Raw genomic sequence first — 16765 nt, 5'->3', positions numbered from 1 at the left:
TCGACAATCTGTCAAAAGCGAATAGTTATCTCAGTTAAAATTTTACCTAATCAGCAGATCGTAAGAGGTTGATCATGTACGGACGCACCCGCAACGGAGCCCGTTTGTTTGTTATTGCCATGCTGGCTCCTTTGGCTGCCGCTTGTACAACAACTACGCAGAATGCGACGGTTCCAGGCAAGTCTGAAGCGCCAGTAACAGCTTCGACTGTTTCGCTGCCACGTTTCATTCCAACGTCGACGGTCGATTCATCTTTGGCACAGCCTTGCATCACTGCTGCTGCCAACAAGTATTTCTTGCCTGAACGCGTGATCAGCGCAGTTAATTCGCGTCCGGGTGCCGGTGGTGGTACGGATGTTGACCTGAAGGTCGACCTACGCACTGCAGTTTGTCAGGTTTCTGCAAACGGCTCGGTTCGTTCGGTTGTCGATACGTCGCCAAAGAGCGCCGATCAGATTGCAGCTGAAGCTGCCGCTGCTCAGGCCGCATCGGCTGCACCAGCACCGAAAAAGTCGAAGAAGAAGTGATTCAATAAAACGTCATAACTTACTAAAAAGGCAGGGATTTCCCTGCCTTTTTGTTTTTCATTTGTGCGGCTTTTGGCCATACCAGCGCGGCGTGTAAACCCACTCTCCGCCTTCCGCGCGTGGAAAGCGGGCAGTGTGCGATGAGCCGACAATCACCACAGTTCGCATGTCGACATCGTCAGGTGTGAGTTGCCCGAGCGAAACAACGCGAGTTGTTTCCGCAGGCCTGCCAATATCGCGACCAAGCACGACCGGCGTTTCAGCATGGCGATACTGCCGGAGGATTTCCAGCGCACGACCAAGCTGATGTGGGCGGGCTTTGGAAATCGGATTATAGAAAGCCATGGCGAGATCGGCTTGAGCTGCCAGTGCGAGACGCTTCTCGATTACATCCCAGGGCTTGAGATTGTCCGAAAGCGAGATGATGCAGAAATCGTGCCCAAGCGGCGCACCGATCCGGGACGCCGCTGCCATCGCTGCCGAAATTCCGGGCTGGATAACCAGTTCAACGCCGTGCCACGCCACATCAGATGATTCATGCAGTGCCTCAACAACCGCTGCAGCCATTGCAAATACGCCGGGATCGCCGGACGACACCATCACGACATCGCGGCCTGAAGCTGCAAGTTCAAACGCATGGCGTGCGCGCTGCATTTCTTCGCGATTGTCGGTCATGTGAATGATCTGATCGTCGCGGAAGGGTCCTGCCATGCGAACATAGGTTTCATAGCCGAGTACGTCTTCGGCCTGTTCCAGATCACGCTGCACGGCTGGGGTCATCAGATCACGGGCACCGGGGCCAAGTCCAATAACCGTGAGCTTGCCGCGCTTGCGACCGATAAAAAGAACATCGGCAGGTGCTGATGCAACAGCCAGCTTTAGGTTTTCAGTCGCTATGTGTCGAACAGGGTTTTCGACCGAGGCGGCTGAAAGATCGGCATTACCTGCAACAAAGCGCAATGGCGCTTTCAGTACTTTTGCTGCCCGATGGATATGCGGTGATGCGCAATCTTTCTCATGAGCGAGAAGCAAAGCAAGTGAGTCTATAGACAGGCCCGTATCGTCAAAGGCTTTCCCGATGAGGCTTGTCAGTTCTTCAGTCGGCTTTTCGATAGCGATGGCAATTGTTCGCGGATGATAGATCAGCTCATTTGCCTGTGGCGTGCGGGTTTCGGGCGTGATGCTGATTGTGAGCTTCCCATCGTCGGCAAGCGGCAGCTTTGATGCCGTGAGCCAGCGAGAATTACCATTGATTAGTAATGTTTGACCTGCCAGCAGGTCGGACATGAAAGTCTTGGCGTCGTCCTGATTGGCGAGTTTCAGTTCTGCCGGAGGATGAAGCAGGTTGATGCCAAAGCGCAACTCGCCAGTCGTGGTGATCGCGGGCGCGACTTCCAATGCATGAGCTATTGTCCGCGCCAGGTCGTTGACACCCGACAGACCGCCAAGCAATGGCACGACGGCGCTGCCATCTTCTGCAACGGATAGAACTGGCGGTTCGATGCGCTTGTTTTGCAGAAGGGGTGCAAGGGCGCGGATGATGATGCCTGAAGCGCACAAGGCGATCACAGGTCGGCCTTCTTCATAAAGTGCGCGTATAGCGTCGCCAAAATGAGCAAAGCTTTTGTCGGCGCTTTGAACGCGGTTTTCCAGTCCCAGCACTTCCGCATTTCCAAGTGATGATTGCACTTTCCGCGCGGTGGAAATTGCAGCTTCACTCAAGATCAGAATTGCAGGCTTCATACGCCGTTCCATTTGCTGCCCGGAACGAGAATGATCGAGAAATAAGGGCAATCGCTACCACTTACCTCGGTCAATGGCGCAATACGCTGGTTTTGCATGGTTGCACGCTCGATATAGAGCGCACGATCCATCAGCCCAAGCTCGGTCAGCACACCGCGCACCTTGTCGAGATTTTTCCCGAGTTTCATGATGGCTGCGGCCTCAGTAGCAGCGAGACGTGTTTTGAGTTCTTCTGCGCTCATGACGCCCGAAAGGATCGACAGGGTCTGGTTGCGGTAGACCAAGGGTGCGCCAAGCACGGCAGCAGCGCCCAGAACAGAACAAACGCCAGGCACGACTTCCGTTTCGTATTTTTCGGCCAGTCGGTCATGGATATACATGAACGAGCCATAGAAGAATGGATCGCCTTCCGCGATCACGGCCACGTCGCGGCCTGCATCAAGATGGCATGCAATCGTCGTGGTGATCTCGGCATAGAAATCGCTGACGATCTGCTCATAATCCATATGTGCGGGCAGTTTTTCCGTTGTCACCGGATAGATGAGCGGAACCAAAGTCTGTTCTGAAGACAGGTAGGTTTCGACAATAGTAAGTGCATTGCCCTTTTTGCCCTTGGCTGCGTGGTAGGCGACCACAGGAGCTGATTTGAGCAGTCGAAGAGCTTTGAGTGTGATGAGTTCCGGATCGCCGGGGCCTACACCCAGACCATAGAGCTTGCCTTTGAGGGCCATTATTCGCGCTCCGAAGCAAGTGCATTAACGGCAGCTGCGGTCATAGCGCTACCGCCACGACGGCCGCGCACAATGACGAAAGGGACACCACGGCTGTTCTCAGCTAGCTCGTCCTTGGATTCGGCAGCACCCACAAAGCCGACCGGCATACCAATGATAAGGGCAGGTTTGGGCGCGCCATTGTCAAGCATTTCAAACAGGCGGAAGAGGGCGGTTGGCGCGTTACCGATAGCAACGATGCTGCCTTCAAGGTGTGGAAGCCAAAGGTCGAGGGCTGCGGCAGAGCGTGTATTGCCGATCTTTTTCGCCAAATCCGGAACCGATGGATCGTTCAGTGTGCAGATAACATTGTTATTGGCTGGCAGTCGCGAACGGGTAATGCCTTCTGCAACCATACGCGCATCGCAGAGGATTGGTGCTCCTTTGAGCAAAGCATCACGTCCGGCCTGTCCTGCGCCATCTGAGAAGACGATGTCTTCAACGATATCGACCATGCCAGATGCGTGAGCCACGCGCACGGCGAGCTTTTCGAGATCCGCAGGTATGCGGCTCAGATCGGCTTCGGCGCGGATGATGGCGAAGGAGCGGTCATAAATGGCCTGCCCGTCGCGGATGTAATCTGTCATGGCGTCCGCTTTTGCTATTTGTTCAGCAGCTTTGCTGCCTCATCAATGGTGATGTTTGACGCCAATAGCCGTCCGAAGCGTGCTGGTCCAGCTTTGTCTTGCAAAAATAGGTCGTAATGCATTGGGGAGCGGGCGAGAAGCGTGTGTGGCAAGGGAGAAAGTGCGGCGCAGGATTTGGCGCAGCCCGTGATGTGAATCTGTGCGGTGTCGCTGCGTAGCTTACGCGCAAGCTTTTCACTGTCTGCCTGTGTATCTGCGAGAGCAGAGGCGCAGCCTTTGGAACCGGAACAGGCCCGAAGACGGGCGGCAGGCGAGGTAGGATCGGTGCAGAAGCCAAGGGCATCTAGCTGGTTGATGATGCTCTTGCCTTCAGCTTCCGCAATATGTGGGATGAGAATGCCTTGCCATGGGGTGAGATGCAGTTCTTCGTTTGCAAGCTTTGTAAGTCCACGCAGTTGCTGCGGTGTCAGGCGACCAAGCAGCGGCATGGCACCGACATAGAAGTTGCCGTCGAGCTGGCGATGTAAGCCAAGATGCGCGTGAGCGATGGGTGCTTTGCGCTGCCAGCTTGCTGATGCATCAAATGCGAATGGAAGTGTTTGCAGAAACTCTGCGACCGGCATCACCTCGAAGAGGTGCTTCATGCGGGCAATGCCTTTTTGGCTCGCGCCAAGGAAATGCTGTAGCAGAGCCTCTATAAAAGGCAGGGCGTGTTCGTTTGAAATTGTGCCAAGCGCCTGTTTGTCAGGCGAGGAAGCCAGTCCAAAAGCATAGGCCTTGCCACCTTCAATTGCTGAAAGCCAGATGTCGCCGGGATGAGAAACCATAGCACAATCTTCGCCACCATCGATCTGGAGCGAGAATTTGGGCGACAGCGCGTGATAAGTTTCGTTGTCCTGCAAAACGGAAAGCAGCTTAGCCGCTAACCCGGTCACATCACTGATTTGGTTGGGGTCAATACCAGCAGTGGGGCTTACCATGACATTACGAACATCATCAGCCGCCGCGTTTTCTGCACCAAGTCCGGCCTCATAAAGTGCGCTAATTACATTCGGCCAGACGTCGGGATGAATGCCGCGAAGCTGAATATTGGAGCGAATCGACAATTCAATTGCGCCCGTTTCAAATCGTTCGGCGATATCTGCGATGGCTTGAGCCTGTGCCGCGCTGAGCATTCCGAGCCGGAGCTTGATGCGGGCGATTGCGCCATCCTTGCTCATCACCATGCGCGAGAGTCCCGGACAGGCACTACGCCGGTCGGGTCTGATAGCAATGGTCTGACTATTTTGCTGGCTCAACATAATGGCCTTATACGCCTTCGCGCTTGCACTTGCTACTGCACCGCCATACGAACAAAGAAAAGGAGCAATGCTTATGGGCTGCTGGCTGACGATTATCGGTATTGGTGAGGAGGGGCTGGCGGGTCTTGGAAAGAGCGCCCGTGACGCGCTCGACCGTGCTGATGTTATTTTCGGCGGCAAGCGGCATCTAGTCTTTCTTGATCACGGCATCAAAGCCGAGCAGATTTCATGGCCGTCACCGTTTGATAATGCATTTCCAATGATTGAAGCCCAACGCGGCAGGCAGGTTGTGGTGCTGGCAAGCGGTGATCCAATGTTCTTTGGCATGGGCGCATCGCTGAGCCGTTATTTTTCGACACAGGACATGCATATCATCCCGTTTCCATCGTCATTGTCGCTGGCCGCAAGCCGTATGGCGTGGCCTCTGCAAGAAGTACGCATAGTCAGCGTGCATGGTCGTCCGTTTGAATTGCTGGCACCGCATATTCTGCCGGGCGAGAAGATCCTCGTATTGAGTAATGATGGTACGACGCCTGCGAAAGCTGCAGCACTTCTAAAGGCCAAAGGCTTTGACCAAAGCCGTCTGACAGTACTTGAGCATCTCGGCGGAACAAAGGAAAAATCTATCATTGGCAGTGCTGATGGCTGGTCACATGAAAACTGTGCCGATCTCAATGTTTTAGCAATTGAATGCATCGCGGCGCCAGATGCGGTTGTTTTTTCGCCTGTCAGCGGATTGCCAGATCATGCTTTTGAAAATGACGGGCAGCTGACAAAGCGCGATATACGCGCAGTGACACTGTCACGGTTGCAGCCGCTGCCGCATGAGCTTTTATGGGATGTAGGTGCTGGTTGTGGCTCGATTGGCATTGAATGGATGCGTGTTCATCCTTCTTGTCGGGCTATCGCAATCGAAGCTGATGAAACGCGGCAAGCTATCATTGAGCGCAACGCGCGTTCTCTGGGCGTGCCCGGTCTGCAGCTTGTGAAAGGCGAAGCGCCTGAAGCGTTGAGTGGCCTCGAAGCACCGGATGCGATTTTCATTGGTGGTGGTGTTACAGATGCGGGCGTGATCGAAGCTTGCTGGAAAGCCCTAAAGCCCGGAGGGCGCTTGGTTGCTAATGCCGTCACATTGCAAAGCGAAATGCAGCTTTTCAACTGGCGTAAGCAGCATGGCGGCGAGCTAACAAGGCTGCAGGTTGCGCAAGCAGGGGCGCTTGGCTCCTTTGATGCATGGCGTCAGGCACTGCCCGTCACAATTTATTGCGGCATCAAAGTTAAATGATGACTTGAACCCTCATGTTAAATTCGGGTATGGCTGGCTCACATTCCATGATGAGGAGAACAGGCATGTCCGAATTGAGCCTGAACGCCAGCACACGTTTCACCGTCAACAATCCATCTCGTATTCTTGATCAGGTTCTCGATCATTTTGTCGAACACGCTGATGTAGAGCGGCAGGAAAACAGTGCGCGACTTGTGTTAAGCTTCGGACAGGCTGATGTTCAGTGGGACAAGGACGCAGTATCAGTCGATGTGAAAAGCCGCGACGAAACTGGCCTAGCCTATATGAAATACTCCATCGTTGAACATGTGATGGAGTTTCTTGAAAAGGGCAGCCCAAAGCCTCGGATCATCTGGGAAGGTGACGGCGCGGCCGGTCTGCCTCTGCCTTACTTCCGCGAAATGCAGGTAGTTGCCGTCAGCAATGTTACGCCGCACATGCGCCGTGTCCGCCTGAAGGGGAACGAACTTGCGCGCTTTGCCCATACGGGTTTGCACATTCGACTGCTATTCCCACCAAAAGATCTCGCTACGCCGCAATGGCCCGTGTCCGGTGAAGACGGTCGCCCCGTCTGGCCGGAAGGCGAAGCCAAGCTCGCGACCCGTGTTTACACGATCCGCCAGATTGATGCTCAAGCTGGCTGGGTCGATATCGACATGGTTGTTCATGGTGATGATTGCGATGCGCCGGGTTCCGGTTGGTCTATAAGCGCCAAGCCGGGCGATATTGTTGGAATGACAGGGCCGGGCGGTGGTGATGCTGCTGCCGATGCGAACTGGTATCTGTTGGCGGGTGATGAAACGGCTCTGCCAGCAATCGGGCGTATTCTGGAGCGTCTTCCAGAAGGTGCCAAAGCTGTCGTGCGCATTGAAATCGACAGTGATGCGGAAGAGCAGGTCATTCAATCGCGTGCTGACGTTGATCTGCAGTGGCTACACCGCAAAGGTGCCGAAGCTGGAACCACGACGCTTCTGCAGGATGCCGTACGCGCCGTTGAACTGCCCGAGGGCGAAGAGAGCATCTATGTGTGGGCGGGATGTGAATTCAACGCATTCAGGTCCATCCGCACCTATATGCGTAAAGAGCGGAATATTCCAAAGGATAAGCAGCTGATCGTTGCCTATTGGCGCCGTGGTCTGGATGGCGATAGTGCACGCCGCGGTGCAGACGACTAAAGTACCAACCGTGCATTGATTTACAGCGTTTCCAACAATTCATTCTTAATTGGAACTGCTGTAAGCCGGTTTTATCCGACGTGCGTTTCACGCTTTTCAGAATGGCTATTGAAAAAGGGGACCTTTTGGTCCCCTTGTTTTTAGCGCCTGAAGCCTTCACTGGCCGTCATCAGGTTCTTTGTATAGTCAGCATTGATATTGCCGCTGACAAGATCCCCGGCTTCAAGCTGCTCGACAACTTCACCGTTGCGCATCACCGCCAACCGATCACACATATGCGTAACGACTGCGAGATCGTGGCTGACCATAACGAAGGTCAGCTTGCGGTCGCGCCGCACTTGTTCGAGCAGGTTGAGCACCTCAGCCTGCACGGAGGCATCGAGCGCAGAGGTAGGTTCGTCGAGAAGCAAAATACTTGGCTCGATGATGAGTGCGCGTGCAATGGCGATACGCTGACGCTGACCGCCCGAAAGCTGGTGTGGATAGCGGAAACGGAAGCCCGAACCTAGGCCCACTTCATCAAGCGCGCGAACGATGCGCTTTTCTGTATCACCTATGCCATGCACTGCAAGCGGTTCAAGCAGCAGGCGATCGACCGTCTGACGTGGATGCAGAGAGCCGTAAGGGTCCTGAAACACCATCTGAACATTGCGGTAGAACGCTTTGTCGCGCGGTGTCTTAAGTGGCGTTCCGTCAATACGGATTTCACCGTCGTCGACAGGTGCAAGCCCGGCTACTGCACGCAGAAGCGTGGATTTACCGGAGCCGGACTCGCCCACCAGTCCATAAGATTCCCCGCGTGCGACATCGATGCTGACCGATTTGAGCGCGTGGAATTCGTCGAAAAATACGTCGATCTTGTCGACGCTAAGAGCTGGTGCGGTGTTCATAGACGCCATGCCTCCTCACGCTGCAAGGTGGGTAGCGGATGGCGATCAGCTCCGAGTTTGGGCATGCAGTTCAGCAATCCTTGCGTATAAGGGTGTTTCGCGTTTGCAAGATCACTTGCTGCAAGTTCCTCAACGATCTTGCCAGCATACATGACGATGACGCGGTCGCAGAAGGACGACACGAGACGCAAATCGTGGCTCACGAAGATGAGGCCCATGCCGCGCTCTGCCACGAGCTTGTCGAGAATGCCAAGCACTTCGAGCTGAACTGTCACATCAAGTGCAGAGGTTGGCTCATCTGCGATCAGCATTTCCGGTTCCGCGACCAGCATCATAGCGATCATGACGCGCTGTCCCATGCCGCCCGAAACCTCGTGCGGATAGAGTTTCATCACACGTTCAGCATCTCTGATCTGCACGGCTTCCAGCATGGCTATTGAACGAGTGCGAATTTCCGAACTCGAAAACTTGCCATGGGCCTTCAGCGTTTCCGCGATCTGCTTGCCGATAGTCATGACAGGATTGAGCGAATATTTCGGGTCCTGCAACACCATGGCAACCCGGCCGCCGCGCAAGGCGCGACGTTCACGCGGTGACGCATTGAGAAGATCGATGCCGTCAAATTCCAGCTTCTTGGCGGTGATCTTCGCGTGTGGTGGGGTAAGCCCCATGATCGCGCGTCCAGTCTGTGATTTGCCGGACCCGGATTCACCAACGATCCCGAGACGCTCGCGACCAAGCGTAAAGCTTACGCCACGTACTGCTTCAATCGCGCCTGTGCGGGTAGGGAAGGTGACGCGGAGGTCTTCAACTGTCAGAAGTGGCTTCATTGGTTGTTACCCCGCGGATCGAGTGCATCACGCAGGCCATCACCAAGGAAGTTGAAGCCAAGGCTGACGACGAGAATCGCAATACCCGGCATGGCTGCCACCCACCACTGGTCGAGAATGAAGCGACGGCCAGAAGCAATCATTGCGCCCCATTCAGGCAATGGTGGCTGAGCACCAAGGCCAAGGAAGCCGAGGCCCGCTGCCGTCAGAATGATGCCAGCCATATCAAGCGTTACGCGCACAATCAGCGAAGATGTGCAGAGGGGCATCACATGGCGCAGGATGATGCGGAAAGGTGACGCGCCCATCAAGCGCACGGCGGAAATATAATCCGAGTTGCGAATGGTCAGGGTTTCAGCGCGTGCAATACGCGCGTAAGGCGGCCATGAGGTGATCGCGATTGCGATAATGGCGTTTTCAATGCCCGGTCCCAAAGCTGCGACAAAGGCGAGTGCCAGAATGAGCTTCGGGAAAGCAAGGAAAATATCGGTGATGCGCATGAGAACAGCATCGACCCAGCCACCGGCGTAACCTGCAACTGTACCAACGAGAAGGCCGATAGGTGCAGCAATGACGGCAACGAGCAAGACGACGTAAAGTGTCAGGCGTGAGCCATAGATCAGACGCGAGAGAATATCGCGCCCCTGATCATCGGTGCCGAGCAGATAGCCTGGTGTGCCCGGAGGTAGCAGACGGGCATTGGCCAAGTCGCCAGTATAAGGCGAATGCGGGGCCAATACATTGGCAAAGGCTGCAACGAGCAGCAATGCAATGATGATGAGCAGGCCGAGAACGGCCAGCTTATTTGCCGTAAAGCGGCGCCAGACCATGTAAGAACGGCCGAGGCGTGCCTGCATACGCGATTGCGGGCGCTCGGAGAGCAGCCAGTCGCGCCACGAAAGATTGGATGTTTCTGTCATTTGGCTCATCGTGCGCGCGTCCTTGGATCGAGAAGCCGATACAGCAGATCGGATACGAGGTTGAGCGCGATAAAGACCGACCCGATGATGATTGTGCCACCGAGGACGGCATTCATGTCAGCATTTTGCAGCGAGTTGGTGATGTAAAGACCAAGACCCGGCCACGAGAAGATCGTTTCGGTCAAAACTGAACCTTCAAGCAAGCCTGCATAGGAAAGCGCAATCACCGTCACGAGTGGCACAGCGGCATTGCGAAGAGCATGGCCCCATATGATGCGGGTTTCTGAAATACCTTTCGCGCGCGCTGCAACGATATATTCCTGTTCAAGCTCGTTGAGCATGAAGGAACGCGTCATGCGGCTGATATAGGCCAGGCTGAAATAGCCAAGCAGAGCCGACGGCAGAATGAGATGCGAAACGATGTTGCGCAGTGCTTCCCAATCGCGCTGGATGATCGCGTCGACAAGGTAAAAGCCAGTGATCGGTGTGAAGGTGTATTCGAACGTGATATCGATGCGTCCGGGGCCAGACGTCCAGCCGAGACGCGCATAGAAAATAAGAAGTGCAAGCATACCGAGCCAGAAGATTGGCACAGAATAGCCGACAAGGCCGATCACGCGTACGATTTGGTCAATGATGCTGCCGCGCTTGACAGCCGCTAGAACACCGAGCGGAATCCCGAGCAGGGCACCGATGATCGTTCCGATGGTTGCGAGTTCCATCGTTGCTGGGAATACGCGGCGAATATCAGTCATGACCGGATTTGTGGTCAGTACCGATGTGCCGAAATCGCCTTGCAGGACACCTTTCACATAAAGGTAGAACTGCTGGTAATAGGGGAGGTTGAAGCCCATCTCCTGACGCACGCGCTCGACCACATGTGCGGGTGCGCGGTCGCCGACAATGGCGAGAACCGGATCAATCGGCACAACGCGGCCGATGAAAAACGTGACGGCCAGAAGGCCGAGATAAGTGGTAATAACGATGACCAGAAAGCTGGCAATCGCTTTAGCGATGGAAGAGGAGCGCCGTCGGGCGCCCCTCTTTTTAGTTACAGTTGTTGTCGTGCTCAATTGTTTGACCGTTCTTCAGATCAGTCTTTGCTGATCGGTGCGAGGAAGTTCGAGTCGAATGTCGGGCCGAGCTTGTAGCCCTTCACACCGCCACGAACGCCGGCAACTTCGGTCTGCTGGAACAGCATTACGAATGGGCTCTGATCAAGAGCTTCCTGCTGAAGCTTCTGATAGATTGCGGCGCGCTTGTCGTTGTCGCGTTCCAGAAGTGCAGCCTTGGTTTCCTCGGTCAGTGCAGGAATGTCCCATGCATTACGCCATGCGAGCGTCTTGTTGGAAGCATCGTCGCCATTGTCCGGGTTGGACGTGAAGGCTTCAGCATTGGAGTTTGGATCCCAATAGTCCATGCCCCACTGGCCGATGTAAAGATCGTGGTTACGCGCACGATACTTGGTAAGCGTCTGCTTGCCGTCGCCCGGAATGATCTCGATCTTGACGCCAGCCTTGGCGGCGGACTGCTGGAAGGATTCGGCAATGCCGGTCACAGGCTGTGTGTTGCGAACGTCGAAGGTGATCGATAGACCGTCCTTGAGACCGGCTTTTTCGAGCAGTTCCTTCGCCTTTTCAACGTCGAGCTTGTAGGGGGCAGCGTCAAGAGCGCCGAGAACACCCTTTGCCTGATAGGTCTGGCGAACTTCGCCGATGCCCTTGATGAGAGTAGCGCCGATTGCATCGTAATCAACCAGATATTTGAAGGCTTCGCGAACTTCTGGCTTAGCCAGGTTCGGATTTTTCTGGTTGAGCGAGATATAATAAACGGTACCCTTTGGAGCACTGGCGACGGCCAGATCCTTGTTTTTCTGAACTGCTTCCAGATCGCCCGGCTCAAGATTGCGCGCGACATCGACGTCACCCGATTCAAGCATCAGACGCTGCGTGGCGCTTTCCTTGACGTGACGATAGAAGACGCGGGCGAGCTTCGGCTTTTCGCCATAGTAATTGTCGTTGCGTTCCAGAACGACAACTTCATTGGCGCGCCAGTCACGGATCTTGAATGGACCCGAACCTGCATAGCCGGTCTTGAGCCATGCTGCGGCATAGTCGGTTTCGTACTTATAATCGTCAGTCGGAGTGACCTTTACAGAATGCTCTTCAAGCAGCTTCTGATCCACAACCGCGCCAATCGTAGCGGTGAGACAGTTCAGCACGAAGCTTGGAGCATAAGCCTTGTCGACCTTCAGAACGAAGGTGGTGTCGTCAACCGCCTTGGCATTTTCCGTGACGTTTTCACCATTGAGACCGAACTGGGTCAGAATGAACGCCGGGCTCTTGTCGAGACGAACAGCGCGTTCGAACGAGTAAGCCACGTCCTTTGCAGTCAGCGGGTTGCCGGAAGCAAACTTGATGCCCGGCTTCATCTTGAACGTGTAGGTGAGGCCGTCATCAGAAATGGTCCAGCTTTCTGCCACGCCCGGCACAACTTTCGATGTGTCGTTGATGTCGAGACGAACCAGCATGTCATAGGCGTTGCCGATGAATTCTGCTGGCGAAAGCTCGAAGGATTCGGCCGGATCGAGCGTGATGGTGTCATCGATAGCCCAAGCCTGAACGAGCGTATCGGCAGGCGTTGCAGACAATGCCGGATTTGCAGCCATAACTGCAGCAAGAGCTGCACCGGCTGCAAGAATACGAAAACGTCCGAAATGCATCATTTTAGTTCCCTTTCTGTCATTTTGTTTTGGGATTTTGTTATCGAGCGATCAGGCTGCTTCGTGCCAAGCCTGTTTAAGCACTCTTATCCAGTTGTCGCGGCAAAGCTTCGCGAGTTCATCTTCACTATAACCTGCTTCCCGCAGCGCCGTGACGAGATTTTGCGTACCTGCTGCATCACCGATTTCGTTTGGAATGGTTGCGCCGTCGTAGTCAGAACCGAGCGCCACGCAATCGATGCCCATGCGCTCAACCATGTAATCTACGTGGCGTACCATATCTGAAAGCGGTGTATTTGCATTCTCGCTGCCATCGCTGCGCAGCATGGTGGTTGCGTAGTTGAGACCGGCAAGGCCTTTACTATCACGGATCGCATCAAGCTGACGATCTGTCAGATTGCGTGCGACAGGGGTGAGAGTATGTGCATTGGAATGGCTGGCAATAAGTGGCTGATCGCTCAGCTTTGCCACATCCCAAAATCCTTTTTCGGTGATGTGCGCGAGGTCGATGAGGATGCCTTTGCGATTGCATTCCTTGACCAGACGTTCACCGGCTTCTGTCAGGCCTGGACCTGTGTCAGGGCTCATAGGGAATGCAAAGGGTACGCCATGTGCGAAAATATTGTTTCGGCTCCAGACCGGGCCGAGCGAGCGCAGTCCTGCGGCGTAAAAGACGTCTAGTGCTGCCAGATCGGCGTCAATGGCTTCGCAGCCTTCCATATGAAGAACTGCCGCGAATGTGTCGCTCGTCAGTGCCTCGTCTAATTCTTTGCCGTTGCGGCAAAGTTTCCAGCCACCAGCTTCTTCGAGGCGGAGTGCCAGCGAAGCAAATTCAAGAGCGATGTCAAGAGATGGAGCGCGTTCCAGTGGAGGCGAAAGCGGCGTTTCGTAATGTCCGTTCTGATCTGGCTTGCCCAGTTTGATATGGTGGCCAGATGGGATGTAGATGGCGCAGATACCGCCAGCCAGACCGCCCTTCAGCGAGCGGGGGCGATCTATGTGGCCAATCGACGTGCCGTCGATGAATTCCTTGATTGGGTCGCCACCATTGCGCTGGTTTTCCCAAAGACGCAGAAGGACATCATTATGTCCGTCAAAAACGCGCTGCATTTTCCATTCCTAGCTGAACGGCGAAGATATGTCTCGCCACCCAATTGAAAGCCGGTTCCCAATAGGGATTCAACGCTGCCGGAATTCACTTGAGAATTACTGGTGATGAGCGCCCCACTCGAACCGTTGATATATAAGAAGTTGGGAGCTAGCGAAGTCAAGTGGCATGAGGGGTGGCACGATAGCCGCTGCAGCCTTTCCAGCCTGAGAAATTGTGCAAAAGAAAAGGCTGCGCCGGTAAGCGCAGCCTTTTGTGCAAAAGCAGAATGAGCTTATGCGAAAATGGACTGAAGTGTCCTTCGTCAAGAATCAGAAGCGGTAGTTTACACCGGCCTTGATCGAATGATTCTTTAAATTGTTCGTCTGGCTAACGCCATTTACCTTCGACTTCACATCGTTGAAGCGCTGGAAGTCATATTCAGCCTTGATGGAAATTGGACCAGAAAGTGCCTGTTCAACGCCTGCGCCGATCAGTGCTCCGCCTTCCCAGCCTGGAGCGGACGTGGTTGCATCCTTGGCCTTGAACTTCGTTACGCCATAGCCAGCAGTGCCGTAAACCAATGTTTTGTCGAAAGCATAGCCGACTTTGCCCTTGGCATTTGCATTCCAAGACTGCTGGAGGCTGCCGCCATTGCCGATACGATGTTCAGCTTCTGCGAAGTTACCCTCGAGCTCACCACCGAAAACAACATTACCGCTCTGCATATTTTTGCCGACAACCGCGCCACCAAGGAAGCCAGTACGGTTCGTGAATGGGCCAGGAACGCGGGACGACGAAGCGCCGATCTGTGCGCCGACGTAGTTGCCCGACCAGTCATGAGGACCGGATGCAATCGGCTCGTTGTAGGTGTAATCCGCGCCGCCCATCATGTCAGCAGCAAAGGACGGGCCAGCAAAGGCAACGATTGCGGCACCGAACGCCGCGGCGATGTAAGAACGCTTCAACATTTTTTACTCCAGTTTTCCCGCCGAAAACGCTGACGAGAAATATACTTTAACTCTTATGACAGGGGCGGATTTGAAGCCCCTTGAACTATTCGCTTCGTCGCTTGTGATTGTGTCTAAATTTAAGAAAATTCGAGCTAATTTGTAGAGGTAAGCCCGCGTTTCCGTTCATATGCTTAATGAATGGTAACCATTCACAGGTCCGAGAATAGAGCATTTCCAGTTTTGATTGAGTTATTGGAAATGCACTGTTCATTTGTTTCTACGCGCATCTTTTTCCGAAAACCGCGCCGCACTTTTAGGGATGCGCTCTAAATCAGTTTCAGGCCTCGCATACTGATATGACCGTGCTTGCCGATAATGATGTGGTCGTGGATCGAGATACTCAAAGCTTTGGCCGCATCGATCAGAAGTTTCGTCATGTCGATGTCAGCCCGCGATGGTGTCGGATCGCCAGACGGATGATTGTGAACGACGATTATCGCGGTTGCAGAAAGCTCCAGTGCTCGTCGTACGACCTCGCGCGGATAGACTGGCGTGTGATCGACCGTTCCCTGTTGCTGCACTTCGTCTGCGATGAGGCGATTTTTCTTGTCGAGGAAAAGCACGCGGAACTGCTCTCGCGTTTCATAGGCCATTGCGGTCGTGCAGTATGCGATTACTTGGCTCCATGAGCCTAACACTTCGCGCTCCATCACCATGCTACGTGCGGAACGTTTGGCTATTGCCTCAACTATTTTGAGTTCAAGCGCTATGGAAGGGCCAACGCCCGGCGTTTCGGCAATAAGTTTTTCGGGTGCACCAAGAACTTCGGCGAGAGAGCCAAAACGGGTAAGTAAAGACTTTGCGATCGGCTTGGTGTCGGCCCGCGGAATAACGCGGAACAGAAGAAGTTCGAGCAATTCATAGTCCGCGAGCGCATCTGATGCCGCCTTGAAACGCTGGCGAAGCCTGTCACGGTGGCCCAAATGGTGCGGTTTTTCGAGCCGCAGGCCGATCTGAATGCCTTCATTGAATCCGGGGAGGTCTAAACTCCCCGTTTTTTTATCTTTCGGTGCCATTCTGTTTAAACCCCCGCAGAAACAGACAGACAATATTTAATTACGCTTACCGCATGGATGGCGGGCCAAAAACATTCTTTGGTGACAGTGTGAATATTTCACAGCCATCTTTAGTAACGCCGACAGTGTGTTCGTATTGTGCCGTCAGCGAACGGTCGCGTGTAACTGCCGTCCAACCATCCGACAGCACTTTCACGCCCGGCTTGCCCAGATTGATCATTGGCTCGATCGTGAAGATCATGCCTTCCTTGATTTCGACGCCTTCGTTGACAGTGCCATAATGCAGAATGTTCGGTGCATCATGGAAAAGCTGACCAACGCCGTGGCCGCAAAAATCGCGCACTACAGAGCAGCGCTCGCCTTCAGCATAGGTTTGGATAGCTTCACCAATTGCGCCGGTTTTTGCACCGGGTTTTACCGCAGCAATGCCGCGCAGCAGGCTCTCATAGGTAACTTCCAGCAGGCGCTCTGCCGCACGCTTGATTTCACCCACCGCATACATGCGGCTGGAATCGCCGTGCCAGCCGTCGAGCAGATAGGTGACGTCGATATTGACGATGTCGCCTTCACGTAGAGGCTTATCGTCCGGAATACCGTGGCAAACAACGTGATTGATTGAGGTACAGGTCGATTTTGTATAACCGCGATAATTAAGTGTCGCCGGGAAGGCGCCGTTATCCATACCGAACTCGAACACAAAGCGGTCGATTTCATTGGTCGTGACGCCCGGCTTTACAATGTCATTCAATGCATCAAGGCAACGAGCGGTGAGGTTACAGACCTTGCGCATACCTTCAAAGGCGTCCTGGCCATAGAGCCTGATCTGCCCAGTATATTTCATCGGTGCGCTCGTCGCTTCGATATAAGTCACCATTTCGATCCGTCTTTCTCAAGCGCTT

16 protein-coding genes are annotated in these 16765 nt (G+C 54.2%); 3 read left to right on the top strand and 13 right to left on the bottom strand.

Going from position 1 to position 16765, the window contains the following annotated elements:
* Positions 1-74 precede the first annotated feature (74 nt).
* A complete protein-coding gene (locus CEV34_RS01580) occupies positions 75-527 on the top strand; it encodes a hypothetical protein (RefSeq protein ID WP_007875549.1) in 453 nt (150 codons plus the stop codon).
* Between the two features lie 57 nt (positions 528-584).
* Here CEV34_RS01580 and cobJ read toward each other — a convergent pair whose 3' ends face one another.
* From cobJ to cobG, 4 genes are read right to left on the bottom strand one after another with little or no spacing between them, the layout of a single operon-like run.
* On the bottom strand, positions 585-2270 hold the full coding sequence (cobJ, locus tag CEV34_RS01575; protein ID WP_171380124.1) for a precorrin-3B C(17)-methyltransferase: 1686 nt from the start codon (positions 2268-2270) through the stop codon (positions 585-587).
* Entirely contained in the window at positions 2267-3001 is a 735-nt protein-coding gene (locus CEV34_RS01570; RefSeq protein WP_007875545.1) for a precorrin-2 C(20)-methyltransferase, read from the bottom strand. The genes cobJ and CEV34_RS01570 overlap by 4 nt, the downstream gene beginning before the upstream one ends.
* Positions 3001-3627 (bottom strand): precorrin-8X methylmutase, encoded by a 627-nt coding sequence (locus CEV34_RS01565; RefSeq protein WP_007875539.1) that lies wholly within the window; start codon positions 3625-3627, stop codon positions 3001-3003. The genes CEV34_RS01570 and CEV34_RS01565 overlap by 1 nt, the downstream gene beginning before the upstream one ends.
* Before the next feature lie 14 nt (positions 3628-3641).
* A complete protein-coding gene (gene cobG, locus CEV34_RS01560; protein ID WP_039859859.1) occupies positions 3642-4928 on the bottom strand; it encodes a precorrin-3B synthase in 1287 nt (428 codons plus the stop codon).
* A gap of 73 nt (positions 4929-5001) precedes the next feature.
* Here cobG and CEV34_RS01555 point away from each other — a divergent pair, with 73 nt between their 5' ends.
* Both CEV34_RS01555 and CEV34_RS01550 read left to right on the top strand, forming a co-directional pair.
* The gene (locus tag CEV34_RS01555) at positions 5002-6213 is read left to right on the top strand and encodes a bifunctional cobalt-precorrin-7 (C(5))-methyltransferase/cobalt-precorrin-6B (C(15))-methyltransferase (protein WP_007875536.1); all 1212 of its coding nucleotides are present in this window, start codon (positions 5002-5004) and stop codon (positions 6211-6213) included.
* Between the two features lie 65 nt (positions 6214-6278).
* Complete coding sequence (locus CEV34_RS01550; RefSeq protein ID WP_007875534.1) at positions 6279-7388, top strand: siderophore-interacting protein; 1110 nt, start codon at positions 6279-6281, stop codon at positions 7386-7388.
* Positions 7389-7528: 140 nt separating this feature from the next.
* On the opposite strand, the gene CEV34_RS01545 is transcribed toward CEV34_RS01550, so the two are convergent.
* From CEV34_RS01545 to map, 9 genes are all read right to left on the bottom strand, one after another.
* Entirely contained in the window at positions 7529-8278 is a 750-nt protein-coding gene (locus tag CEV34_RS01545) for an ABC transporter ATP-binding protein (RefSeq protein WP_007875532.1), read from the bottom strand.
* A complete protein-coding gene (locus CEV34_RS01540) occupies positions 8275-9108 on the bottom strand; it encodes an ABC transporter ATP-binding protein (RefSeq protein WP_007875530.1) in 834 nt (277 codons plus the stop codon). The genes CEV34_RS01545 and CEV34_RS01540 overlap by 4 nt, the downstream gene beginning before the upstream one ends.
* The gene (locus CEV34_RS01535) at positions 9105-10037 is read right to left on the bottom strand and encodes an ABC transporter permease (protein ID WP_007875527.1); all 933 of its coding nucleotides are present in this window, start codon (positions 10035-10037) and stop codon (positions 9105-9107) included. The genes CEV34_RS01540 and CEV34_RS01535 overlap by 4 nt, the downstream gene beginning before the upstream one ends.
* The gene (locus CEV34_RS01530) at positions 10034-11101 is read right to left on the bottom strand and encodes an ABC transporter permease (RefSeq protein ID WP_007875525.1); all 1068 of its coding nucleotides are present in this window, start codon (positions 11099-11101) and stop codon (positions 10034-10036) included. Before CEV34_RS01530 ends, CEV34_RS01535 begins: the two co-directional genes overlap by 4 nt.
* 20 nt (positions 11102-11121) lie before the next feature.
* A complete protein-coding gene (locus CEV34_RS01525; RefSeq protein WP_039859854.1) occupies positions 11122-12753 on the bottom strand; it encodes an ABC transporter substrate-binding protein in 1632 nt (543 codons plus the stop codon).
* A 48-nt stretch (positions 12754-12801) separates the two neighbouring features.
* Positions 12802-13860 carry a dipeptidase gene (locus CEV34_RS01520; protein ID WP_007875521.1) on the bottom strand — a complete coding sequence of 353 codons (1059 nt, stop codon included), beginning with the start codon at positions 13858-13860 and terminating at the stop codon, positions 12802-12804.
* A gap of 309 nt (positions 13861-14169) precedes the next feature.
* Positions 14170-14808: an outer membrane protein gene (locus CEV34_RS01515; RefSeq protein ID WP_007875519.1), complete on the bottom strand. Its 639-nt coding sequence runs from the start codon at positions 14806-14808 to the stop codon at positions 14170-14172.
* Between the two features lie 308 nt (positions 14809-15116).
* Complete coding sequence (radC, locus tag CEV34_RS01510) at positions 15117-15866, bottom strand: RadC family protein (protein ID WP_094543151.1); 750 nt, start codon at positions 15864-15866, stop codon at positions 15117-15119.
* Between the two features lie 46 nt (positions 15867-15912).
* On the bottom strand, positions 15913-16740 hold the full coding sequence (gene map / locus CEV34_RS01505) for a type I methionyl aminopeptidase (RefSeq protein ID WP_007875512.1): 828 nt from the start codon (positions 16738-16740) through the stop codon (positions 15913-15915).
* Positions 16741-16765 lie beyond the last annotated feature (25 nt).

The sequence above is a fragment of the Brucella pseudogrignonensis genome (assembly GCF_002252525.1).
GTDB lineage: Bacteria > Pseudomonadota > Alphaproteobacteria > Rhizobiales > Rhizobiaceae > Brucella > Brucella pseudogrignonensis.
The sequence above is the reverse complement of the archived record's forward strand: the minus strand, read 5'-3'. Positions and strand labels throughout refer to the sequence as shown.